Source organism: Gramella sp. AN32, from assembly GCF_023718305.1.
GTDB lineage: Bacteria > Bacteroidota > Bacteroidia > Flavobacteriales > Flavobacteriaceae > Christiangramia > Christiangramia antarctica.
The window spans coordinates 107,795-132,458 of record NZ_QEYO01000013.1; the positions used below are offsets into that span (position 1 = coordinate 107,795).

A 24,664-nucleotide genomic window follows, 5' to 3' on the forward strand; every position below is an offset into this window, starting at 1 on the left:
ATTAATTGCATGGATAACCTTATTAATAAAGCTGATGAATTCGTTGAAAATTTATTTCGCGAAAAGCTTCCAAATACTTTCCTATATCATAATTACCAACATACTCAGCGAGTCGTTAAAAGTACTAAAGAATTAATCGATAATTCTGAAATTAATGTTAAAGAGGAAGAGCCTCTTTTGCTCGCAGCATGGCTTCACGACACGGGTTACATTAAGAAGTACAAAGGTCATGAGGAAAAAAGTGCCGAGATCGCCGAAAATTTTTTAAAAGAAAATAATGCAACCCCAGAGCTTATAGAAAAGGTGAAAACACTCATTATGGCTACTAAATTCGATCGGGAGCCAAAAAACCTGGAAGAAAAAATTATTCGTGATGCCGATTCTTCCCACTTCGGAAAGGAGTATTTTGAAGAAACAAGTGAATTTCTAAGACAGGAGCTGGAAATGCATAATATCAAAAATTTCACAACGGCGGAATGGTTAGATGAAAATATTAATGTTTTTACAAAAAAGCATACCTATTATACTGATTATGCCATTGAGGAATGGGCGCCTCAAAAAGAAAAACATTTACTTGAACTAATCGAGAGTAAAAATAAACAGGAAAAGAAACTGGATAAAGAAGAGCATAAAGCCCGAATGAAGGCGAAGTTCAAAAATGACAATCCCGAAAGAAGTATTCAAACACTTTTTAGAACCGCCTTAAGAAACCATATTAAATTAAGTGATATTGCTGATACGAAGGCAAACATTTTACTTTCTGTAAACGCGATCATCATTTCTCTAGCTATTGCCAACCTTATCCCAAAACTGGAAGCAGCATCCAACAAACATTTATTGATACCAAGTTTAGTATTGGTTCTTTTTAGTGTGGCTTCCATCATTCTTTCAATTCTTTCCACCAGACCTAATGTAACAACAGGAGAATTTACAAAGGAACAGGTTAAGAACAGGGATGTAAACCTATTGTTCTTCGGGAATTTTCACAAAATGCCCTTTGAACAATTTAAATGGGCTATTAATGGGATTATTGAAGATAAAGATTACGTCTACGAATCGATGATGCTCGATTTACACCTTTTAGGTAAAGTTTTACATAGAAAATATTATCTGCTAAGACTTACCTATACCGTTTTTATGGTAGGTATTATTGTATCTGTAATTGCTTTTATCCTTGCCTTTTATCTAATTTAATTCAGCCACTAAGTCTTCATAAGTGAAGGTTTTTTCAGGATGGCCCTTATCAAGGGTGTATAAGATTTTTACACGCATAGCTTTAAGTCCTACCACACCCTGAACGTCTTCCAGTTGAAAAACTTCTACATCAACATCTACATATTTTTTAGCCTGCAGATATTTAACGTATTGTAAATACTCTTCTTCGTCTTCTTTTTGTGAGTAAACAATCGTAAGAAAACCTTTTTGCGTTGCCCGCTCTTCTGTATCCTTGATATAGGCCTTATCTATACGCTTTTTTATAATCTCATAACGGGCGTTATAGGTCCCATCTACATCAAACTTCTTCTCATCCATACGATAGCGAATACTCATCGTATTATTATAGACCAGAATTAAAGATGCCGCTTCAAGTTTAACCGGAGTTGTTTCCTGTAGTTGATAGAACCTGTTTTCCATTTCACACATCGTACTCATTTGCCACAACCTTAAATTAAAAAGATACACCTTATTAAAAGGTTTTTTATTAGCCATGGAAGCACCTATATACATATTATGGTCTACCCCATCGGTCTTATACCTTTCGAAGTAATGCGGATAGATCTCCTGAGCCTGATGTTGCTTTTTATCAATATATCGAGACATGGTTCTATTAATCATTTGAACTGTGTCATCATATTTTTTACGGTGATTGTATACTATTCCCGTCTCCGGATTTATTTTTGATTTATACTCATCTACCAATTTCATTATATCGCCAGATTGCTTCTCAAGGTGCTCCATTAAAGGATTCACTTCTGTTTGTAGCAAGTTAAAAACTTCTTGTTCACTACTTGCATTCAAATTATCTGAAACTTCTTCTTTAAAATCGGATATCCTATATCGAACCTGTTCATAAATTGAAAGTTTTTCTTTCTTATAAGCCTTGTCGATAATTTCTAGAATAATATCCAGTTGATCGATGAGATCCTGTTTGATAGCATCATTTCGCGCTTCCGAAGAAGCCACGATATCAATTTGGCCATAAAGAGGATAAACATCTTTGAAAGTTATATCCTTAAATGAGGCGAAACCGTCGCTATCAAGATCTCTGATAAATTTTTTGGCTTCTTTTTCAAACACCCATAATACACTAGGGTGAATAGAGGTACATTCGCTTTGTATAACTGCCTTTATCCTATTTTCATAATCACTCGTATTGCGTTCTAAAGTGGTAACCAGATAAGGCAGGATATCCTCAAGCTTTATGGCATTAATCGCATTCAGCTCGTTTTTCTTTTTAGAAGCCAACTCCAAAACACCAAATAATCTGCCATTCTTAGCGATGGGCGCTAAAAGGCAACTTTTTATATCGTGCTTGGCAAGATTTCTAGCCAATAAATTATTATGCTTTTTAAGATAAATATCTACGTTAGGAATTACGAAATAATCATTCTCTTCCACAAGTTTCTTGAAACCTTCTTCACAAATCCCGGTTTGGCAATCGTTTACCAACTCTTCATCCAATATAAAACTGTAGGCATCTTTGTTTAAAGATTTTTCAAAAACCATTTCCTGTTTATTGAACATAGTAAATCCCACGCTTAACTCCGGAATTTTATAAATAGATCTAAAAATTTCCTGCATTTTCTGCAACTCTTCATATTCGTTGGTTTCATCGAACAACAAAGTTGTTTTTAATTCAGAAATTGCCTCGTCGATAGTAACATCTGTAAGATTGATAATTCCAAAACCCTTAAAAACATAAGATTTAGGCGGAATCTTTTGCTTCCATAATTCAATGTCGTCTACATTTTCAATAAGATTATCCACGTCTTTCTGAGTGATCTTTTTTGCAGATTTCTTGGGGATAATTTCAATAAAATCAGCATTCATCGCAATCCTATAATGCTTTACGATGCCATTTTCATCAGGGATATCATAATATAAGGGTCGCGAAATATCCACATCAAACCCATAATATTTCAGAATTTGAATGCAGGCATACTTATATAAAGTTTCATCTTCCACATCCCGCATTACCAGTTCAAATTTTTCCCCGGCGCTTTTTAGGATCGAAGAAAAACGTTTTGATGAATTAAAGATAATATTTTGAAAGGGAACGGAAGCGGCCTTTATTTCATTATTGGTCAATACATTGGGAAAAAGATCGTCCAGCAAAATACTAATAGGTTCTTCGTATTTCTTTAAAAGTTTAGGATCTGAAAATCCTTCTATTAATTGTGGATAATCCTTAATGTATGCAACGATACTCTCCATGTAATCGCGCGAGATTTTTCGGTCAATATGCTTTAATTCCTCGTTATATTGATCTATCACCTTGTGAAAACTTATCAATATCTCAAAAGGAAATTCTTTTATTTTTTGCATCATAACCTGAAAATATAGGGTAAAATTAAATTTAAAAAAAGCAGGTACTACTGAAGACTATTAAATTAACAATATTTTATAAATATAGTACTTACATGAAGTTCTAGTTCACTAATTTTGCAAAAAACAGATTTTATGAGAAATATCGCCATGTTCTTTATGCTAAGTCTTTTAATTCTAACCGGATGCGAAGATGATAAAGGATATTATATAAAAGGGAATGCGGAAGGAATTGAAAATGGAAAAAAAGTAACTATTTCTGAAATAGATCCCCAATCAAGATCGCAAAACATTGTAGATTCTACCACAATTAAGGACGGGGAATTTGAAATAGACCTGGCTGAAGTTGAGATACCAAATCTTAATTTCCTTCAAATTGAAGGAATGGAAGGTATGGTAATATTTATTTCGGAAAATGAAAAACTGGAATTCAATATCAATAAAGATAGTATTCGCGGTAGTTCGGTTTCCGGTGGCCCTGAAAATGATAACCTAAAAAAATATTTGGCCCATGTAACTGAATTTCAGCGGAAAATGAACCAGATCCAGATGGATGGAAGACAAGCCATGATCCAAAAGGATTCAACGAAGTTAGCTACCATCCAGGAGACTCAAAAAGAGCTTCTGGATAACGATAAAAATCTTCGAACTGAGATGTTTGGACGTAATAAGGACAGCTTTGTTGGTGTTATGATTTTAACTGATTTGTTGAGCATGCGCACACAATCTACGGCTGAAATGCGCGAAATGTATTCAGAATTGTCAGAGCGAATGAAGGAAACACCTTTAGCAAAATCGCTGGAAGAAGCTTTGAACAAAATGGGCGCTACTGAGGTTGGTAGCAAAGCTCCAGATTTTACAGGACCAACTCCTCAGGGTGAAAAAATTGCTCTACATAAGAATTTGGGAAAAGTTACTATTATAGATTTTTGGGCCTCCTGGTGCAAACCATGTCGCGTAGAAAACCCTAATTTGGTAAAAACTTATAATAAATATAAAGACCAGGGATTACAGATCATAAGTGTATCTTTAGATAGACAGGGTCAAAAAGAAAAATGGGTGCAGGCAATTGCAGATGATAATCTTGAACAATGGATGCATGTTTCCAATCTACAGTTTTGGCAGGATCCTATTGCCCGTTCTTACCAAATTGAGGCAATTCCTGCTATGTTTGTTTTAGACGAAAATGGGGTTATTGTTGCCAGAAATTTAAGAGGTGAATCTTTAGATGCGAAGATTGGGGAATTAATTCAGGGCTAATTACTATACAAATATACAATCATAAAGGGTCGGCTAAAACCGACCTTTTTTTTGAATTTTTTCAATATTAAAAAAGTTGAAAACTGATATTTACATTCACCTTTACTTCCATTTCACCCGGAGCCATCGTCTCCATACTTTCTGTGCTCATTGCATCCATCTGCATTCTATACATTGGCTGACCAATATTTGAATTGGATTCAGAAATTGAAATAGCATTTCCTAATTTCTGGCCTAAAGGTTCTACCAGTTGCTGCGCTTTCTCCTTTGCCGCCAACACTGCCTTTTTTCGGGCTTCTTTTTCGAAATTTTCCATTTTGGATGATTTAAATTGAATACCGTCAATGCGATTTAAACCATTTTCCAGCAAACCTTTCATAATGGTTTCATATTGAGTAATATCCTGTAAATGGATAGAAATTGCCTGATTAGCCACATAAGTTTCCGCTTTCGTTTGATAATCAATCCTTTTATCCAGATTTATATAATCTGTTTTAATATTTTTCTCATCAATTCCCTGAGCTTTTAGGTACTTTATAATTTTGTTTACAGCTGCATCATTCTCTTTCTTAACTTCCGTAGCGGAACTCCCTTCATGTTCTATCCTGGATTTAATAATAACCTGATCTGGCACGACTTTTACAATTCCCTCCCCGTTCACATTCACACTTTTCACGTTGGATTCCTGTGCAAATAAAGGAAGTGCAAAAATGAATGTGAGTAAAAAAAATAGATTTTTCATAGTTTTAAATTTTGATGTAAACATTCAATAAGAATACCAAACTAAATTTTTCCCATTCGCTGCAGGATAAAAAGAATGATAATAGGCACCGCTAAAAGTAGGGTCATTAAGAAATGGGCCTCAAACAAATAAGGTGCAAAAGCCAAGGTTAGGAGGTAACCACCAGTGGCTCCGCCAAAGTGCGCGTCATGCCCGATATTGTCTGATCTGCGCTTCATACCGTAAATGGTATAGAACAAATAACCAATCCCGAAGACATAAGCGGGCATGGGGATAAAAAAGAAGAACAAAATTGTCATATCTGGATTTAGCAGGATAGCGGAATATAAAATTCCCATCACCGCACCACTGGCTCCTACAGCCGTATAATGAGGATCATTCTTGTGAAAATAATAAGACAATAAATTCCCTAATAATAAACTTCCCACGTAAATGATTAAAAAGATAATACTGCCCAATGCATAAATCACCACATTGGCGAAAAAGAATAGCGTAATCATATTCACCAGTAAGTGGCTGGAATCTACGTGAAGAAATCCGGAAGTGAAAATTTGATATTTATCACCCCGTTTAATATCTGCAATATTGAACCTGTATTTGTTGAAAAAGTCCCTGTCCTGGAACCCTTTATATGAAACTAAAACGTTGATCGCGATGATGATAATGGTCACCAGGCTTAATTCTCCCATTCCTGCAAAAGTTTAACTTCAAATATACCATATATTTGCGGAAAGAATTTTTATGCAGGCTTTAGTTTTCTGGCTGGTTTATCCACTCCTCTGGCTAATTTCCATACTTCCATTCCCTATTTTCTATAAAGTTTCAGATGGTATTTATGGACTGGTCTATTATATTGTACGCTATCGCAGAAAAACAGTTACCCAAAATCTTCAACTCGTTTTTTCGGAAAAATCTGAAAAGGAAATAGCGAGAATCAGGAAAGCGTTTTACAAACATATGTGCGATATGTTTTTGGAAATGGTAAAAAGCATCACTATTTCTAAGAAAGAAATTTCTAAGAGATTTATTCTGAAAAATCCTGAGTATTTAAGACATCTGGAATCTCAGAACAAGAGTTTGATAGTAATGTGTGGGCATTATGCCAGTTATGAATGGATCAACGCCATTCAATTAATGGGATTGAAATTCAAAACCTTCGGGATTTATAAGCGCATAAGGAATAAGCATTTTGACAAACTGATAAGAGATATTCGCGGAAGATATGACGGAGTATTAATAAATACGTATCTGGCTTCTGAAACTATTCGTCATAATCAGGAACAGGGCATATTGGCCAATTATGCTATGATAGCTGATCAAAGTCCAAAACTTTCAGCGGCCAGAAACTGGATCCATTTTATGGGCATAAGGGTCCCAGTTTTTGTAGGCTCTGAAAAACTTGCCAGAAAATTAAATATGGCCGTGGTTTATCTCCATGTAGAAAAGGTAAAAAGAGGATTTTATGAAGCCACCTTAATACCTATTAGCGAAAACCCTGAAACAGCACCACCCAATCGTATAACAGAAGAATTTATCAGGTTACTGGAAAATCAAATTTGGAAAAAACCGGAATTCTATCTATGGACTCATAAACGCTGGAAACATAGGAATGAACCAATCCCAAATAACGCCAAAATTATTAATTAAGCGATAATATCTTTAATCTCGCTAATCATCTTTACTGCAAGATCATCAGCTTCTTGTTGGGTTTTAGCTTCTGTATAAATTCTGATAATAGGCTCGGTATTCGATTTTCTCAAGTGCACCCAGTTTTCCGCAAAATCGATCTTTACCCCATCAAGGGTTGAAATATCTTCCTGAGCGTGTCTTTTTTCCACTGCTTTTAAAATTCCATCTACATCCAATCCCGGTGTAAGTTCAATTTTATTTTTGCTCATAAAATAAGCAGGGTATTCTTTCCGAAGTTGAGAAACTTTCTTGCCATTTTCTGCTAAAAAAGTGAGAAACAAAGCTGTTCCCACTAAACTGTCACGACCATAATGAGCTTCAGGATAAATAATTCCGCCATTTCCTTCCCCCCCAATTATAGCATTATTCTTTTTCATCAATTCCACCACATTTACCTCTCCTACCGCACTTGCTTCATAGTTTCCGGAATGTTTTTGGGTAATATCCCGCAATGCCCTCGAAGAGGATAAGTTGCTTACCGTGTTCCCGGGAGTTTTAGATAAAACATAATCTGCACAGGCAACTAATGTATATTCTTCCCCGAACATTTCACCGTTTTCATCGATAAAAGCTAAACGGTCAACATCTGGATCTACGACAAGTCCAAAATCGGCATTTTCTTTTTTCACCAGTTCACAAATATCGGCCAGATGTTCTTTTAGAGGTTCAGGATTGTGCGGAAAATGGCCGGTTGGCTCACAGTAAAGTTTCACCACTTCCACACCCATTTCTTCAAGTAATGCCGGAATAACGATTCCTCCTGATGAATTAACCGCATCTACCACCACCTTAAATTTCGCTTTTTTTACTTTTTCAGCATTCACTAAATTTAGATTTAAAACTTCCTGAATATGCTTCTGCATATAATCCGGTTTTGATTGAATAGCACCAAGATCATCCACATCGGCAAAATCAAAATCTTCCGCTTCGGCGATTTTTAAAATTTCAGCTCCTTCTTCACCATTGAGAAATTCCCCTTTATTATTCAAAAGTTTTAAAGCATTCCATTGTTTTGGATTGTGACTGGCAGTTAAAATAATTCCACCATCTGCATCTTCCAGAGGAACGGCGATTTCAACGGTAGGTGTCGTAGAGAGATCAAGATCTATTACATCGATCCCCAAACCTATCAAGGTATTCATAGTTAACTGCTGAACCATAGAACCTGAAATTCTTGCATCACGCCCCACTACAACTTTTAATTTTTTGGAATTATGTGCTTTTTTTAACCAAGTGCCATAGGCAGCAGCAAATTTCACCGTATCTATTGGAGTTAGGTTTTCACCTGTTCTTCCACCTATAGTCCCACGAATTCCTGAAATTGATTTTATTAAAGACATAATTTTCTTTTTGGATCGTCGGCAAATATAAGGGCTCATATAGCTATTTGCTAAATCTTAACAATTTTTAAACTTAATGAGCATTCTTTGTATATTTCGGAACATGAACTACCTCGCCCATATTTATCTATCGGGAGATAATGAATTGCTTAAAATTGGGAATTTTATGGCAGACTCCATAAAAGGAAAAAAATATCTTCAGTATGCAGAAACTATCCAAAACGGAATTATTCTCCATCGGGCAATAGATTATTATACTGATACCCATCCTGTTGTTAGACAAAGTATTCGGAAGTTATTTCCAACTTATGGTCACTATAGCGGAATTATAATCGATATTTTTTACGATCATTTTCTCGCAGCAAACTGGAAGCGTTTTTCGACAATTCCGTTAAAAGATTACACAGAGGATTTTTTTAAACTTCTTGAAAGTAATTATGAAGTGCTCCCAAAAAAGGTAAAAGCATTTATGCCTTTTATGATCAAAGATAACTGGTTATTATCTTATGCTGAGATTGAGGGAATTAAAAGAGTTTTAGGCGGGATGAACCGCAGAACCGGTAATAAATCGGGGATGGATAAAGCCACAAAAGAACTTGATTTATATTATTCAGATTTTGAAGATGAATTTTTTACCTTTTTTGAGGATCTTGAGGACTTTTCAAAAAAGAGGATCTTTGAATTAGAACATAAAAAAAAGCCTGAAATGTAATTTCAGACTTTTGTCTTGTTCGAGGTTTTATTTCTTACGACCGTTTCCGCCACCGCCACTTTCTTTGACAATAATCCAGTTGCCATTGATTAATTCAACTTCTTTCCAGCCTCAAATTCTCTTAACGAATTTTAAAGAAGTGTTTTCTTCCCAATGAGCAAGTGCATAAGTCACTGTTTTCAGGACCTGAAACTTGTTCATCACTCCAAGCGATAATCCAAATAAATGCATAACGATAATTTTAAATTTTCTCTAAGTAGGTATTTAAATAAATTCGGTCTTATACTTATCCGTTAAGACACCTTAAGTTTTAGTCACCTTGAGCGCAAGTCGAAAGGTCGAACAAAAACGTCTCGATTTGAGCCTGTATTGAGCGAATTCGAAATTCCCGGCGTGACAATTTAGTCATGATTTGCCTATTTAGGTGTTTTAGCGGACAAGCTCAGTTTTTAAATTAAAGGTTATGCACAAGTTATCTAACAATGCATTTCATCGTTATTATTTACCTTTTGACTTGAGATGAAAACAAAAAAAAATCAGCACTTTTTATCTTGTTAAATTTGTGTGAAGTAATTCCCCATTGATTGTAGAGATTGTTTCAATTGAACAAAATTCGGGAAAAAGATCCCCGAATTTTGTTTAATAATTTTTAAAATAAATATGTCCATCTTCCATCTATAATATCAACAAGTCTCCATCCAATTATGGAATAATAATACCATCTGTTGAAGTTCCTTAAAACGGTAAGCCCGTTAATAGTATAATATTCACCATTAATGTAGTTCACCTCATTTGTTGATGTACCTGCGGAAGGATACATGGTATCTATACCTTTTATATCTCCTGAAGAAAGATTATTTCGTTGTACACTAAATATAGATCCATCTGCCCTGGTAATTGTAGGCTCTCCATTCTTAGAAAAAGAGTAAGGGCTATACATCATAATAGATTCAAAATCCAGGGTTGAAGTGAATTCTTCTCCCTTATAACCGCTCTCCTCATATGTTTGGAAATTATATTCCATCCCACTTTTAATATTTTCAAAGTGAACTGTAATGTGTTTGTCCCTATCTACACGGCTTTGTTCATGCCATAGACCTAAGGCGTGGCCAATCTCATGAATAGTATTTCCAGTGGTACAGTTATCACCTAAAGTAACTTCCTGTTTACTTCCAGTCATTCCTATATACGAAGAACATCCGGAACCCCTAGTAAAATATATATAATTGGACTGTCCAGATCTCTTAACGAATTCTATATTGGTTTTAGATTCCCAGTGCGCTATAGCATCATACACTCTATCAGAATCAGATAAACCACTATCTACGTCATAATAAACGGTATTGTCTGGCCAGTAGTTCGAAGTTCTACCAACGCTTTTTTGATCTTCGGCTTGTCCAGGCTCATATACAAGTTCAACATAGCTTTTTGAAACTTTGCTGTTTGGGAGAATTATATCACCTTGATATACGTTTTTACCATTAATCTTAGAGACAGCCATTTTTTGGCCAGCATAATAAACTTCACTAATATTCCCTTTTTTTTCAGGATATGCAATTTCGCTTAGTTCATCAAAGTTAGCGACCTCAGCGCTTTGTTCATTTTGGGCTATTTCATCCATTGATTCTTCGCTACAGGCAACAAATAGTAATGCCGGAGCTAACAATAACAATTTCCAATTTTTCATAAGTAGGATTTAATTAATTCTAAATTTAAAATTTTTGTTAATTTTTGATTTCGGTTTAGTTTTTACAAAGTTCATTCCAATATTTTATTAAAATATTATCATAATTTTTTAACAGTCTAATTCTTACAAAAAATATTTTCTATTTGAAATTAAGAGATTTGGGATTTCTTAAAATCTTGTTGAATATATTTTAGAATTAGACGAAAGTCCTTTAAAACATAGAGCTTCCAAATAAATAAAATTTCAAAGAACCTTGTAACTAACTGAACTACAAAACCTAACATAGCTATTTGTTTGTAGTACAAAAACTTTTTCGCAAAAAAAGCTAAAAAAAAAGCTGCCTGGAAATCCAAGCAGCCATTTTATCCAAAACTAAGTTTTGAATTATAACCCGCAAAATTAGTCACCCCCCGGTTAAAAAAGTTTGTCGGGTTACATAGTTTTAGTTAGTAGGACAAACATTTGCCTCTAACCATACAAGAATAGGATAAACAAAATTTCCTTCTATTTGGCTATTATCATCAGATTCATCTACACAAACCACATCGCCATCTGAAGAATCTTTTATTTTAATAACATAATGAGAAACATTAGCTGAACCTACTGTAAAGGTATAGTCAATATTACCATCAGCATCTCGCGTTAATCCTAAAGTTCCAATATCCAAAGTGGCACTCGCATTTGCATCCACCATAGGTATTCCAGTATCCCCAGAAATTGAAGTAAAAGAAGCACCGGACTGTCCATCAATTATACCTCTAAGACAACCTTGTGGAAGAGCAGTTATGGTAAGGTCGCAAGTCGCCGGTTCCACAGTTACACCACAATTAGGATCGGTATCATCTACACAACCCTGGTTTTCATCCCCATTAAGGGTACCATCACCATCACAATCAAACGTGTTATAGAATGGGGAATCTATATCACATTTATTTGGAATTGTATCATCATCACAATCTGCCTCCGGATCTGAAGCAACACAGTCGTTTCCACCTCCACCGGTCCCTCCACCAGGATTCATCGTACCGTCGCCAGTTAATGCATCCTCACACGCTCCTAGAAGAATATGTAAATATTCATTGGTGGTTCCATCTGTATTTAGCAATCCATTTACATCATTCCAGCTTAACTGAATTTTAACTCCTGAATTATCTATATCACCATAACTTCCAGTAGCATTCCAATCCATGGGATACACTATTAAAGTTAAATATGGCATATCATTAGCCAGGTTTGCAGGAGGACCAGGAATAACTAAACATAAAGGATCTGCCTGAAATTCTCCCTCAATCATAGAAGTAGTAGCCATTGCACTTTCCTGAGTATTAGAATATAATTGAGTTCTATTATTTTCGCTCACTCCATAATAAAGGTCGATAGAATAATCGGCTACCCAGTGTCTCCCATCTGCGTTACAATAATTAGCAAATAAACAAAGAGGATAGATCGTTTTAGGAATGATATCAAAGAAAACATACCCGTACTCATTGGCCATACGTCTATCGAAACAAAGCACTTCTACATCTATATAAGGTTTTGTACCTGCAAATACTTCTGTGCTAAATGGTAAAGATTGCTCTACATATCCATCAAATTGGTCAGCATCCCCATTGGTTCTAACAGGTGCTACCCAGATTAAGGAATTCGAACCGGAATACACTTTAAATCCTTCTAAATTCACCATTACACTTCCACCTGAAGGAATAAGGACTTTTAGATCTTCAGAATAGGCAGTAAAATAGTCGCCATTTTCACTTAATACAGCCACAGTAACTGTTTCAGAAGCTCCATTGCCTACAGAATAGGTTATTTCAACAGATGATGGTGTCTCATTTGAACAATCTGGAACCTGATCGAAATGTGCTTTAGACATAGATCTATTCGCAAGATCATTTAATACGGAGTTGAATGTTAAAACAGCAAAATCTTCTCCGGTAGGTACATCACCCAATTGCGCAGGCTCGTCTTTAGAACAACTTGCAAAGAGCAGTGTGAAAATACCGCAATAAGCTAGTAAAGTTTTAATTTTTGTCATAATAAAAAGTTTAGTTTAATATTTAGAATGGTTAATAAAAACCAGTCCGGGTTTAAACCGGACTGGTTAAGTTTTTTACTCATCACATGAAACTGCGTGGATAACAATATAGAAACTGTTATCACCAGTTGGATTAGTATAAACGAAAGATCCCTGACTTGGATTAGATTCATTATATGAATACTGTCCTGGAGCTTTAACATCATTATAAGTTGGAATGCCAGAGAACAAATCAATATGAAGTTCGGTAAAATCATATCCATCAGCATCTTCAATATCCACTTTTACATTTACTCCCACTATTGTTACGGTTGCAGTACCTACGGGCATATCCTTTTTGTATTGGTTTCCTGCTGCTGCATAGATAGTGTAAGTACCTTCACCCTGAGCAATCCATCCCCATCTACCATTACCGTTTCCGGTATAAATATCCCTGAATTCTAATTCATCATTATTACCATAAGCAAAAGCAGTTTCACAGTTTTTGTTTCCTGCTGGCTGACATAAAGATGGAAATATATCACACTGCTCAACATCTGGCACACAGTCTCCGTTCGTATCGTCATCAGTTGGTTCACAATCTCCACCACCGGGGTTACATAAAGCTGGATACAAATCACACTGATCAACATCTGGAATACAATCTCCATTCATATCGTCATCAGTGGGTTCGCAATCTCCACCACCTGGGTTATCATCACAGTTAATAAAAACGTGGATATACTCATTGGTTTCACCATCAGCGTTTAATAGATCTAAAACATCATTTCCAGTAAGAAATACTATAGTCATGGATATATTATCGATATTTCCATAAGTAGCATCCCAATCTAATGGAGTAATTGTATAAGATAAGTAAGGAGTGTCCATATCTTCAAAGGGAGATTCTGGTACAACCAAACATACTGGATCTGCATAATACTCACCATTTGCTCTCACCCCTGTTACAGGTCTGGCACCAGCTTCGGATCCATCATAAAGAACGATATCACCATCTAAATAAGTTAGTGCAACACTATAATTTCCAACAAAGTGTCTTCCATTATCTGTACAATAGTTTGCAAAGAAGCATAATGGATAGATCGTTCCAGGAACAATATCAAAGAATGGATATCCATATTCGTTTACCATACGTCTATCAAAACATAATACCTCAACATCAATATAAGGCTTGGTTCCCGCGTATACAGTAGTACTAAATGGTAACGCATTATTCACATACCCATCAAATAAACCTGGGTTTCCTGCATCAGAGGGGGCAACCCAAATAAGGTTGTCTCCTGCATCATATACCAAGAATCCTTCTAGGTTTACTTCAACAGATCCTCCAGATGGAATTGCGATTTTAAGGGCTTCAGTATAGGCAGTAAAATAGCCATCTTCATCACTTAAAATCTCTACTTCAATCGTTTGAGAAGTTCCTTCATCTACAGAAAATGTAATTTCTGCCATTGCAGGAGCTGCAGGAGAACAGTCTGGAATAGCAGCGAAATGTTGTTTACTATCACTCGCAGCCCTATTGGCAAGATTGTTTAGGACAGCTCCAAATTCTAATACCGCAGAGGTATTATCCCCTGTAACATCTACAGATGTTTCTTCTGTACTACAGGAAGTGAAAAGCAGGGCGAAAATTGCTGTCATGCCCAAGTACTTTTTAAAGTTCTTCATAATTAAATGGTTTAAATAATTTTAGAATGGTTATTTAAAGTGTACAACTTCAAGATTTTAAAAAAGCTGCATGAGATTATCATGCAGCTATTACTTTTTCTAGTTTTCTTCTAATTCCCCGCAGGCAACAGGAAGAGATCCTAAATAACTACCGCCATATTGGAAACCGTGGAGTACAACCGCTGTAAGATCAAGTGGACCAATATCAGAAACGGAAGGGTTACCACCCGAGCCAAGAGTAAAAGTCCTATCATAATTGTAATATCCATCTCCATCAGCAGTCGGAAAGTCGCCATTATTCAGTGTTAGTGGTAAATATACTCCTCCATAATCACTAGCTCCTTCACTGAGTTGAATAAATCCATCAGCATCAGCATCATCTTCAAGGGTAGGACAACTTGCATCAGCTACTCCATCACCATGAATATGTTGAGCATGCATTTTATTAGGAGTCATATCAAAAGCAAAAATCCTTGTTCTTAATTGATTTCCCTCAAGATTTATATAAGCATATCCATTGGCTTTAAGACCTGAAACATCGCTTTTACCTTCTGGTAATGATCTTAAACATGCTTTGTAAGTCTTTTTATCATCTTCTGGATCATTAAATACTGGAGGGTTATCGCTATCATCACAAGCATCACCAACCTGGAAATGATAATATTCCAAACGGTCTTCGCCTACGAATAAAGATTTTGCTTCTGTTTCAGTTAAAACACCTGCTCTAACAATTCTACCTTCATCATTTCCAGCATCGTATTCTGGAGAATCTAACAAGGTAATTTCAAAATAATAGGCATCATCTTCAGAATCTGGATCATCTGGTAAAGCCACACATAAAGGTGATTCTTTATATATACCATTCTCTAAAACAGCTGTAGAAGTAAGATCATTATATATTTGGACATCTTTCGCTCCATTTACATAGGTCCATACATCTACGCTATAATTCGCCACATAATGCCTGCCACTTGGAGTACAGAAGTTTCCGAAAATACAGAAGTTGAAGATTTCTTTTTGATCGATATCAAAGAAAACATACCCATACTCATTAGCCATACGCCTGTCAAAACAAAGTACTTCCACATCTATATATGGCTTTGTACCTGAATAAACAGTAGTATCAAATGGTAATGCTTTATTAACATACCCATCAAATAAACCTGGATCCCCTTCCTCAGATGGAGCTATCCAAATCATATTATCACCAGCATCATAAACGATAAATCCTTCCAAAGTTATCACAGCATTACCACCAGTAGTTGAAATTTTCAAATCTTCAGTGTAAGCAGTATAATAACTTGATCCATCATTCAGGATTTCAACTTCAATTGTTTTTGAAGTTCCACCGTTAACAGAGAAAGTGATCTCTGCCATGGCGGGCATTTCACTAGAACAATCAGGGATTGTATTAAAGTGTAGTTTAGAATCACTTGCAGCTCTATTGGCTAGATTATTTAAAAGCGCTCCAAATTCTAAAGTTGCAGTTTCCGTACCTGCGGGATCTTGACTTGAACTTTCCTCCTCTTTACTACAGGAGGTGAACAGCAATGAAATCGCGGCAAAAATTGTTAGTAAAAAATTAGTTCTTTTCATGAGTTTTTTTTAAAAAAATTAGTTAATAAATAGAATGGTTAATAAATGTTTTTTGACAGTTCTCTCCCAGGAGAAAAACAGTATTTTTCAAAATTTTCAATTCGTAATTGAGGATTTAAACAGTGAATTTCTGCTTTGAATGTGAAGTGTCTTTTATTCTTTCATAGTTTTAAGGTTTAGTAACGGTTAATAATTTAGAATGGTTAATAAATAATTATATGTAATACATGTGTGAAAATAAAATATAAATTTCCATAAAGCTTAAGTAGATATAAGCTTGAACTTAAATTTTATTATTGTGAAGATTTGGGGGCCTTGGGGGCATGATTTTATTGAGAAGAACTTAGGGGTGACTTCCTTTTTTAAATCGATATAAAAGTAGCTGGTTTTTTCTGATTCTTATATGGGGGAAATCCCCCATTTGCATACATTAAGACTCCATTATCAAATATTTAACATAATCATATCTCTATCAACTTATGATTTATTGCATAAATGATACTTTCCAGAATAGTTTCAGAATTCGTTCTTTTAATAATATTTGCCCGGTGCTTTTCAATTGTCTTGGGAGATATAAATAATTTTTCTGAAATCTCCTTAGATTTATATCCTTTACATAATAAGGAGATAATTTCCTTTTCCCTTACAGTAAAAGAATAATTAGTGAGTTGCGAGTTTTTCTTAAAACAGTTATCAATCTGTTGAGATATCGTGCCAACGGGCTGATCAACGATTTTTCGATTTTCTTCGAAATCAATAATCATTACAAATTGGTTATCAATTTCACGACTTAACTTAGAAAAGTTGATTTTTGCATTCCGTATTTTATCATCAGAAAGGAGCAGGGAAGTTTTGGTAACCGCTTTAAAGTGTTTTCCCCTGGCAAATTTTTTAAGACTGGTTTTTACTTTTGCCTTATTTTCAATATTCACAAAATCTGTTAGTTGAAGATCACTGGAATCTTCAATCTTAAAAACTTTTTTAAAACTATCATTCATAGCCAAAATCTTATTCTGCTCCAGCAATAATACTGGTTGGGGCATTAAATTGAAAAGTCCTAAAAAATATTCTTTCCATACATTTTTTTCACTTATTGGTCTGGAAATTATTCTTTCTATCATAGCAGCTAAACAATCAATATTTTCATTCGAAATAAATTCATCAATAATTGTATCAAACTTCGACCTGAAGTTTTTTAAACTTTCCTCATCACACCATATTATTAAGACACTTGCCTTTAAGTAATGGGTGGACTTAAAGTTCTTAAGATTCTTAAAATCTGATACTTTTTTTAGGGAACTGGTATCAAGTACAATGATTTCCGGTAGGATCGAGAGAGCTAAGTGATAAGATGCATGTACGCTTCTTTCCTTAACAATTTGGTAAGTAAAACCTAAACTTTTTTCTAGATCCTCCTTGAGTAAATCGCTATCACTTATTAGTAAAATTCGTCTTTTATCCATTTAAAAAATCTTTTACTGATTCATTAAAAAATTAGGGGATAAAAACTATAAACTAGGGGAGCTTATTTTACAAGAACATAAATATACATGAAAACTATGAAATTAAATAAAATTCAATGTAATATTAGTATGACAAACATATCAATAAAATATTGATCAAAAAAATGAATAATTCATAAAATATAGCCAAAATATCCTACGCAACCTAAGTGAAAAATTAATGATGTTTAACAAAGGATGGAATGAGATTAACTTTTTAAATACTAATACTATAAGTAACTTTGCCATCTTGAAAAAAAATATGGCAAAATTTGAAGATTCGATTGAAGTATTAGGTGCCAGGGTTCATAATCTTAAAAATATAGATGTTAGTATTCCCAGAGAAAAACTGGTGGTAATTACCGGTCTATCGGGTTCTGGAAAATCATCCCTCGCTTTTGATACTATTTATGCAGAAGGACAGCGAAGATATATTGAAACCTTTTCTGCCTATGCAAGGCAGTTTCTTGGTGGTTTGGAAAGACCCGATGTAGATAAGATTGATGGTCTTTCTCCTGTGATTGCTATTGAACAAAAAACAACAAGTAAAAATCCTCGAAGTACGGTAGGAACCATCACTGAAATCTATGATTTTCTAAGGTTATTGTTTGCGCGGGCAGCAGATGCCTATAGTTTCAATACGGGAGAGAAAATGGTGAGTTATACTGATTCTCAAATAAAAGAACTCATCCTGGACAATTTCAATGGAAAGAAAGTGAGCATTCTTGCTCCAGTGATAAGGAGTAGAAAAGGTCACTACCGGGAGCTCTTTGAGCAAATAGCCAAACAGGGGTTCTTAAAGGTAAGAACAGATGAGGAGATAGTAGATATCACGAAAGGAATGAAACTCGATCGTTATAAAATTCATGATATCGAGATTGTGATAGACCGGTTAAAGATTGAAACCAAAACTGATTCGGATAAACGCCTGGAAGAAAGCATTAAAACCGCGATGTATCATGGGGATGATTCGTTAATGATCCTCGATCAGGAAAGTGGTGAGATTCGATATTTTAGCAGAAGCTTAATGTGTCCTACCACAGGAATTAGCTACCCAAGTCCTGAACCCAACAGCTTTTCCTTTAATTCTCCCAAAGGGGCCTGCCCGCATTGCAATGGTATTGGTACTTTATATGAAGTCAATGAAAACAAGATCATTCCTGATAGATCTAAATCGATTAAGGCGGGAGGTATAGCCCCGCATGGTCCGCAGAAAAAGAACTGGGTTTTTTCGCAACTAGAACTTATCGCCGAACGATATGATTTCAAATTGACTGATCCCATAAATAAGATTCCCAAGGAAGCCTTGGATATTATCTTATTCGGTGGCAATGAAAAATTTTCTAAAGAGTCTAAATCATTAGGAATCACCAGAAACTTTAAGATCGATTTTGAAGGTGTGGCTAAATTTATTGAGACCACTTATAAAAATAATGACTCCACTTCTTTACGTCGCTGGGCTAAAGAATATATGGATAAAATTGAATGTCCCGTCTGCGAGGGTTCCAGACTAAAAAAGGAAGCACTTTACTTCAAAGTTGCCGGTAAAAATATCGCTGATCTTGCTGGAATGGATATTTCTGACCTAGCCAAATGGTTTAGTACGGTCGAAAAAGATCTTAGCGAAAAACAACTTCAGATTGCTTCAGAAGTTGTTAAGGAAATCAGGGTTCGTATCCAGTTTTTAGTAGATGTTGGTTTAACCTATCTCAGCCTAAATAGAAGTTCAAAATCCCTTTCGGGCGGTGAGGCGCAACGTATTCGCTTAGCAACACAAATTGGTTCCCAGCTTGTGGGTGTACTATATATATTAGATGAACCCAGCATTGGCCTCCATCAAAGGGATAACGAAAAACTGATCAATTCTCTGGAATCGCTCCGGGATATTGGAAATACAGTGATCGTGGTTGAACATGATAAAGATATGATCGAACGCGCAGATCATGTGATCGATATTGGGCCTAAAGCCGGAAAGCTTGGTGGCGAGATTATTAGTGAGGGCACACCTGCAGAAATATTGAAACATGATAGTTTAACCGCACAATATCTCAACGGAACGAAAGAAATTGCCGTTCCCAACAAACGCAGAAAAGGAAATGGTAATAAGATCGATTTAAAAGGAGCGACCGGTAATAACCTGAAAAATGTAAATATTAGCCTTCCGCTGGGCAAAATGATTGCTGTAACAGGAGTTTCCGGTAGTGGAAAGTCAACTTTGATCAATGAGACCCTCTACCCTATTATGAACGCGCATTATTTTAATGGCGTAAAAAAACCAAAGCCTTACAAATCTATTAAAGGTCTGGACCATATAGATAAGGTAATTGATATTAATCAGTCACCCATCGGTAGGACGCCAAGGTCAAATCCTGCCACGTATACCGGAGTCTTTTCAGAAATAAGGAATCTATACGCAAAAACTCCGGAAGCGCTTATCCGGGGCTATAAACCGGGACGTTTCAGTTTTAACGTTAAAGGTGGAAGATGTGAAACCTGCAAAGGCGGCGGCCTGCGTGTAATTGAAATGAACTTCCTACCAGATGTGTATGTGGAATGTGAAACCTGCCAGGGAAAACGCTTCAACCGCGAAACGCTCGAAATAAGGTTTAAAGGAAAATCGATTGCTGATGTTTTGGAAATGACCATTAATGAAGCAACACCATATTTTGAGAATATTCCGAAGATTTATAGGAAATTGAAGACGATTCAGGATGTTGGTTTAGGATATATCAGTCTCGGCCAACAGTCTACTACCCTATCTGGAGGTGAAGCCCAGCGCATTAAATTAGCTACAGAACTTTCAAAAAGGGATACTGGAAATACATTTTATATCTTAGACGAACCAACCACGGGACTCCACTTCGAAGATATTCGTGTACTCATGGATGTTTTAAATAAACTCGCCAATAAAGGCAACACGGTCCTTATTATTGAACACAATATGGATGTTATAAAAATGGCCGACTATATTATCGATATTGGTTACGAAGGTGGAAAAGGCGGCGGAAAAGTTGTTGCTAAGGGAACTCCTGAAGAAGTGGCAAAAGACAAAAAAAGTTATACAGCTAAATTCCTTAAAAAGGAACTCGCCAAAAATAATACAGAAATAGTAATTCAATGAGAGAACATAGAAATAAAGCCTGGAACGAGATTAAAACTAATGATTCCTGGGCGATATTCAAGATCATGGGTGAGTTTGTAAATGGCTACGAAAAGTTGAGCCAGATTGGACCTTGCGTTTCCATCTTTGGATCGGCAAGGACAAAACCCGACATGAAATATTACAAATTAGCTGAAAAAGTCGCCAAAAAGATCGTAGACAACGGTTATGGCGTGATCACTGGTGGTGGTCCCGGCATTATGGAGGCGGGTAATAAGGGTGCTCATCTCGCCGGTGGAACTTCCGTGGGCCTTAACATAGATTTGCCATTTGAACAGCATGACAATCCATATATAGATAACGATAAAAGCCTTGATTTTGATTATTTTTTTGTTCGCAAGGTCATGTTTGTAAAATACTCTCAGGGATTTGTAGTCATGCCAGGAGGATTTGGAACTTTAGATGAGTTATTCGAAGCTATTACCCTCATTCAAACGCATAAAGTTGACAAATTTCCTGTTATCCTGGTAGGATCTGAATTTTGGGGAGGTTTAGTGGACTGGATAAGGACCACCCTATTGGACAGCTTCCAAAATATTAGCGATGCAGACATTGATCTTGTTCAGGTTGTAGACACAGAAGACGAAGTGATCGAGATTTTAGATAAATTCTATGATGAATACAATTTAAGTCCAAATTTCTAGTGGGTATAGTTCTTGAAGGCATGAAACTTTGATTATATTAGACCGCTTCCTTTGGAGCTTAAATAGATTACTTAATTGAGATACCTTTCGTTATCCCTTATATTTTTTTGCATATCTGGATGGCTTTCTGCACAGAATGTCATCACTGTTGATGCTAAGCTAATTGATAGCTCGAGGACACTTGAAATTCAGGAGAAAATCATCTTTACAAATACTGAAAGTAGAGAACTAATTAGCATTTATTTAAATGACTGGAACAATGCTTTTAGTAGCAAGAGTTCCGCGTTGGCTAAACGTTTTGCTGAAGATTATTCCCGGAAATTTCATTATTCGAAAGAAGAAGAACGCGGCTCAACCAATATATTTTCAGTAAAAAACTCTGAAGGAAAAGCCCTGGAATGGGACCGGCCGGGTGAGGTTTATGATCTGGTTAGAGTTATTTTGGATAAACCCTTACAGGCTGGCGAATCAATAGAGCTGAATTTTAAGTATGATCTAATAATTCCAGACGATAAATTTACCCGCTTTGGGGTAGATAAGGAAGGGAATTTTAAGCTGAAATATTGGTATTTAGTTCCTGCACCTTTGGATAATGGCTGGCAATTATATAATCATAAGGATCTTGACCTTCAATATGTACAACCTTACGATATCGAGATAAATCTTAACATTCCCACAAAATATTATGCCACTTCCGCTTTAAACCTTAAGAGCACCATTACCACTTCAGATTCAAAGAAAATTAGATTTTCAGGTGTGAATCGGGTAGACTCTGAATTATATCTCTCTCAATCTTACATTTTTGAATCGCTGAGGATTGGAAATAATAATATCATTACCAATCTGGAAGATGAAGGATTAGATCCCGATGTTAAAAATGTTATCCTCAATCGTTCCCTAACATTTCTTGAAGATCGCCTGGGCACTTTTCCGCATAAAAACTTTTTTATCTCCAGGGAAGATTACTTAAAAAATCCGGTATATGGTTTAAACCAGCTCCCCGATTTTATCAGGCCATTTCCTGACGGATTTCAATATGACATTAAAGTTTTTAAAACACTTTCCAGCAATTTTCTTCAGAACACCATCCTGGTAAACCCCAACACCGAAAAATGGGTTATAGATGCCATCATGGTTTCCCTTATGATGGACTATGTGGAAACCTATTATCCCAATATGAAGTTATTTGGAAGTTTAAGTAATATTGTTGGACTTCGCTGGTTTCATGCTGCAGACCTTGAATATAATGATCAATACGAATTCCTGTACATGAATATGGCCAGGAGAAATATGGACCAGCCATTGAATACCTCTCAGGATTCTTTGGTTGGGTTCAATCGAATCATCGCCAATAGTTATAAGGCAGGTGTTGGGGTAAAATACCTCATAGATTATCTGGAAGATGAAAGTGTAAGAGAAAGCATCAAAGAATTCTATACCAATTATAGTCTGAAGAAAGTTTCAGATAATGATTTTATAAGGCTGCTTGAAAAAAATGCAGATAAAGATATTTCATGGTTTTTCAGGGATTATATAAAAACCAATAAGAAGATCGATTTTAAGATTGGCAAGGTTCAGAAGTTTGAAGATTCTCTAAGGGTTACCGTTAAAAATCTTCGGAATAATGATATGCCTGTAAGTCTTTATGGGATTAAAGATAAAGAGATTGTCTATAAAACCTGGGTAGAGCAGGTGAAGGACACTAAAACGGTAAGTATCCCAAGAATGGATATCGAACGTCTTGCCCTTAACTATGAGGGCACTATCCCTGAGTTTAACAAGCGGAATAACTACAAGCGAGTCACTACGCTACTCAATAAACCGGTACAATTTCGTCTCTTTCAGGATATAGAAGATCCAAAATATAACCAGATCTTTTTTATGCCCCAGTTCGATTATAACCTTTATGACGGAATTTCCATTGGGCCAAGGTTGTATAATAAAACGGTTTTGAGCAAAACCTTTAGCTTTGGGATCTCTCCAAAATATGCTTTTAACAGCAAGACCCTTGTAGGATCAGCAGGATTTTCCAATACCCATCAATTTGAGAACAAAAATTTGTATGCGATAAGCTACGGTATTGGTGGCAGCCGCTATTCGTTTGGTTACGATCTATTTTATGAAAAATATACACCCTTTCTTTCCTTTAATTTCAGAAATCCATATTTAAGAAGTAATGAAGGGCAGCGATTAACCATTCGAAATGTAAATGTAAGCAGGGATCAAAATCCTGAAGCTACTTTACTTCAGCCAGATTATAACGTCTTCAACGTAAATTACCGCTATAGCAATCCTAATTTTATAAAATATTTTAGCGGAAGTGTCGATTATCAACTTTCCGATAAGTTCAGCAAAATGTCTTTTAGTGTTGAATATAGGAAGTTGTTTAAAAATAACCGTCAGGTCAATTTGAGGGTTTTTGCCGGTACCTTTCTTTATAATGATGTTCAAGCCAATAATTACTTCAGCTTCGCCTTAGACAGGCCAACCGATTATCTTTTTGATTATAATTATTATGGTCGAAGCCAGGGTAGCGGACTTTTCAGTCAACAAATTATCGTAGCTGAAGGTGGTTTTAAATCCCAATTACAACCGGAATTTGCCAATCAGTGGATTACGACCATTAACGGAAGTACCAGTATTTGGAATTGGATCTATGCTTATGGAGATTTGGGAGTGGTAAAGAACAAACATGTAAATGGAAAACTGCTTTATGACTCAGGTATAAGGGTTAGTCTGGTTCAGGATTACTTTGAATTATTCTTTCCGGTATATTCCAATTTAGGATGGGAAATTGCCCAGCCAGATTATGATCAAAAAATTAGGTTTATTGTTGCTTTGGACCTTAATACAATTATCAAATTATTTACCCGCCGCTGGTATTAAAGTTCTAAAACGCTCGTTTTCAGTAGTATTCTTGTTCATTTAAGGCCCATATTTAATTACAAATATTAAATTTTTAAGAATCAAATTTCGATATCTTCAATGAAATTTCGATATTCTAAAGTTTTATTCTGAAATAAATAATAAATAAAGGTTAAAAATGAATTATATTCAATTATCAGCCCATTAATTGAATTGTA

The 24,664-nt window shown here is 35.7% G+C and carries 16 protein-coding genes; 7 read left to right on the forward strand and 9 right to left on the reverse strand.

Annotated elements, in window-relative coordinates; translation table 11 throughout:
* Positions 1-9 precede the first annotated feature (9 nt).
* On the forward strand, positions 10-1,194 hold the full coding sequence (locus DHD80_RS14040) for a Pycsar system effector family protein (protein ID WP_251742086.1): 1,185 nt from the start codon (positions 10-12) through the stop codon (positions 1,192-1,194).
* Here DHD80_RS14040 and DHD80_RS14045 read toward each other — a convergent pair.
* The gene (locus tag DHD80_RS14045; protein WP_251742087.1) at positions 1,186-3,549 is read right to left on the reverse strand and encodes a GAF domain-containing protein; all 2,364 of its coding nucleotides are present in this window, start codon (positions 3,547-3,549) and stop codon (positions 1,186-1,188) included. The two genes, DHD80_RS14040 and DHD80_RS14045, sit on opposite strands and share 9 nt — an antisense overlap.
* 132 nt (positions 3,550-3,681) lie before the next feature.
* On the opposite strand from DHD80_RS14045, the gene DHD80_RS14050 reads away from it, so the two are divergent.
* Positions 3,682-4,806, forward strand: a complete 1,125-nt coding sequence (locus tag DHD80_RS14050; RefSeq protein WP_251742088.1) for a TlpA disulfide reductase family protein — start codon at positions 3,682-3,684, stop codon at positions 4,804-4,806.
* Positions 4,807-4,873: 67 nt separating this feature from the next.
* On the opposite strand, the gene DHD80_RS14055 is transcribed toward DHD80_RS14050, so the two are convergent.
* Complete coding sequence (locus DHD80_RS14055) at positions 4,874-5,548, reverse strand: SIMPL domain-containing protein (RefSeq protein ID WP_251742089.1); 675 nt, start codon at positions 5,546-5,548, stop codon at positions 4,874-4,876.
* A 41-nt stretch (positions 5,549-5,589) separates the two neighbouring features.
* Positions 5,590-6,237, reverse strand: coding sequence for a rhomboid family intramembrane serine protease (locus DHD80_RS14060; protein WP_251742090.1), 648 nt, complete (start codon positions 6,235-6,237; stop codon positions 5,590-5,592).
* Positions 6,238-6,289: 52 nt separating this feature from the next.
* Between DHD80_RS14060 and DHD80_RS14065 the strand changes: the two genes are divergently transcribed.
* Entirely contained in the window at positions 6,290-7,195 is a 906-nt protein-coding gene (locus DHD80_RS14065) for a lipid A biosynthesis acyltransferase (RefSeq protein WP_251742091.1), read from the forward strand.
* Here DHD80_RS14065 and glmM read toward each other — a convergent pair.
* Positions 7,192-8,577 carry a phosphoglucosamine mutase gene (glmM, locus tag DHD80_RS14070; RefSeq protein WP_251742092.1) on the reverse strand — a complete coding sequence of 462 codons (1,386 nt, stop codon included), beginning with the start codon at positions 8,575-8,577 and terminating at the stop codon, positions 7,192-7,194. The genes DHD80_RS14065 and glmM overlap by 4 nt on opposite strands.
* 76 nt (positions 8,578-8,653) lie before the next feature.
* Here glmM and DHD80_RS14075 point away from each other — a divergent pair, with 76 nt between their 5' ends.
* Positions 8,654-9,289, forward strand: coding sequence for an acyl carrier protein phosphodiesterase (locus DHD80_RS14075; RefSeq protein WP_347709974.1), 636 nt, complete (start codon positions 8,654-8,656; stop codon positions 9,287-9,289).
* A 649-nt stretch (positions 9,290-9,938) separates the two neighbouring features.
* Here DHD80_RS14075 and DHD80_RS14080 read toward each other — a convergent pair.
* The 5 genes from DHD80_RS14080 to DHD80_RS14100 form a co-directional block, all read right to left on the reverse strand.
* The gene (locus DHD80_RS14080; protein WP_251742093.1) at positions 9,939-10,976 is read right to left on the reverse strand and encodes a M12 family metallopeptidase; all 1,038 of its coding nucleotides are present in this window, start codon (positions 10,974-10,976) and stop codon (positions 9,939-9,941) included.
* 442 nt (positions 10,977-11,418) lie between these two features.
* The gene (locus DHD80_RS14085; RefSeq protein WP_251742094.1) at positions 11,419-13,011 is read right to left on the reverse strand and encodes a hypothetical protein; all 1,593 of its coding nucleotides are present in this window, start codon (positions 13,009-13,011) and stop codon (positions 11,419-11,421) included.
* A gap of 75 nt (positions 13,012-13,086) precedes the next feature.
* On the reverse strand, positions 13,087-14,679 hold the full coding sequence (locus DHD80_RS14090; protein ID WP_251742095.1) for a hypothetical protein: 1,593 nt from the start codon (positions 14,677-14,679) through the stop codon (positions 13,087-13,089).
* 99 nt (positions 14,680-14,778) lie between these two features.
* Positions 14,779-16,275, reverse strand: a complete 1,497-nt coding sequence (locus DHD80_RS14095) for a hypothetical protein (RefSeq protein WP_251742096.1) — start codon at positions 16,273-16,275, stop codon at positions 14,779-14,781.
* Between the two features lie 461 nt (positions 16,276-16,736).
* Positions 16,737-17,738 carry a helix-turn-helix transcriptional regulator gene (locus DHD80_RS14100; RefSeq protein WP_251742097.1) on the reverse strand — a complete coding sequence of 334 codons (1,002 nt, stop codon included), beginning with the start codon at positions 17,736-17,738 and terminating at the stop codon, positions 16,737-16,739.
* Between the two features lie 301 nt (positions 17,739-18,039).
* Between DHD80_RS14100 and uvrA the strand changes: the two genes are divergently transcribed.
* The 3 genes from uvrA to DHD80_RS14115 all read left to right on the forward strand — a co-directional run bounded on the left by uvrA (position 18,040) and on the right by DHD80_RS14115 (position 24,467).
* The gene (gene uvrA / locus DHD80_RS14105) at positions 18,040-20,898 is read left to right on the forward strand and encodes an excinuclease ABC subunit UvrA (RefSeq protein WP_251742098.1); all 2,859 of its coding nucleotides are present in this window, start codon (positions 18,040-18,042) and stop codon (positions 20,896-20,898) included.
* Entirely contained in the window at positions 20,895-21,581 is a 687-nt protein-coding gene (locus DHD80_RS14110; protein WP_251742099.1) for a TIGR00730 family Rossman fold protein, read from the forward strand. Before uvrA ends, DHD80_RS14110 begins: the two co-directional genes overlap by 4 nt.
* Before the next feature lie 75 nt (positions 21,582-21,656).
* Positions 21,657-24,467: a metalloprotease gene (locus DHD80_RS14115; RefSeq protein ID WP_251742100.1), complete on the forward strand. Its 2,811-nt coding sequence runs from the start codon at positions 21,657-21,659 to the stop codon at positions 24,465-24,467.
* The last annotated feature ends 197 nt before the right edge of the window (positions 24,468-24,664 follow it).

Excerpts from the sequence above, each read along its gene's own strand:
- DHD80_RS14075 (WP_347709974.1), top strand. The coding sequence starts at position 8,654 with ATGAGCATTCTTTGTATATTTCGGAACATGAACTACCTCGCCCATATT.
- DHD80_RS14110 (WP_251742099.1), top strand. The coding sequence starts at position 20,895 with ATGAGAGAACATAGAAATAAAGCCTGGAACGAGATTAAAACTAATGAT.
- DHD80_RS14095 (WP_251742096.1), bottom strand. The coding sequence starts at position 16,275 with ATGAAAAGAACTAATTTTTTACTAACAATTTTTGCCGCGATTTCATTG.
- DHD80_RS14085 (WP_251742094.1), bottom strand. The coding sequence starts at position 13,011 with ATGACAAAAATTAAAACTTTACTAGCTTATTGCGGTATTTTCACACTG.
- DHD80_RS14060 (WP_251742090.1), bottom strand. The coding sequence starts at position 6,237 with ATGGGAGAATTAAGCCTGGTGACCATTATCATCATCGCGATCAACGTT.
- DHD80_RS14040 (WP_251742086.1), top strand. The coding sequence starts at position 10 with ATGGATAACCTTATTAATAAAGCTGATGAATTCGTTGAAAATTTATTT.
- DHD80_RS14050 (WP_251742088.1), top strand. The coding sequence starts at position 3,682 with ATGAGAAATATCGCCATGTTCTTTATGCTAAGTCTTTTAATTCTAACC.
- DHD80_RS14100 (WP_251742097.1), bottom strand. The coding sequence starts at position 17,738 with ATGGATAAAAGACGAATTTTACTAATAAGTGATAGCGATTTACTCAAG.
- DHD80_RS14065 (WP_251742091.1), top strand. The coding sequence starts at position 6,290 with ATGCAGGCTTTAGTTTTCTGGCTGGTTTATCCACTCCTCTGGCTAATT.
- DHD80_RS14090 (WP_251742095.1), bottom strand. The coding sequence starts at position 14,679 with ATGAAGAACTTTAAAAAGTACTTGGGCATGACAGCAATTTTCGCCCTG.
- DHD80_RS14045 (WP_251742087.1), bottom strand. The coding sequence starts at position 3,549 with ATGATGCAAAAAATAAAAGAATTTCCTTTTGAGATATTGATAAGTTTT.
- glmM (WP_251742092.1), bottom strand. The coding sequence starts at position 8,577 with ATGTCTTTAATAAAATCAATTTCAGGAATTCGTGGGACTATAGGTGGA.
- DHD80_RS14055 (WP_251742089.1), bottom strand. The coding sequence starts at position 5,548 with ATGAAAAATCTATTTTTTTTACTCACATTCATTTTTGCACTTCCTTTA.
- DHD80_RS14080 (WP_251742093.1), bottom strand. The coding sequence starts at position 10,976 with ATGAAAAATTGGAAATTGTTATTGTTAGCTCCGGCATTACTATTTGTT.
- uvrA (WP_251742098.1), top strand. The coding sequence starts at position 18,040 with ATGGCAAAATTTGAAGATTCGATTGAAGTATTAGGTGCCAGGGTTCAT.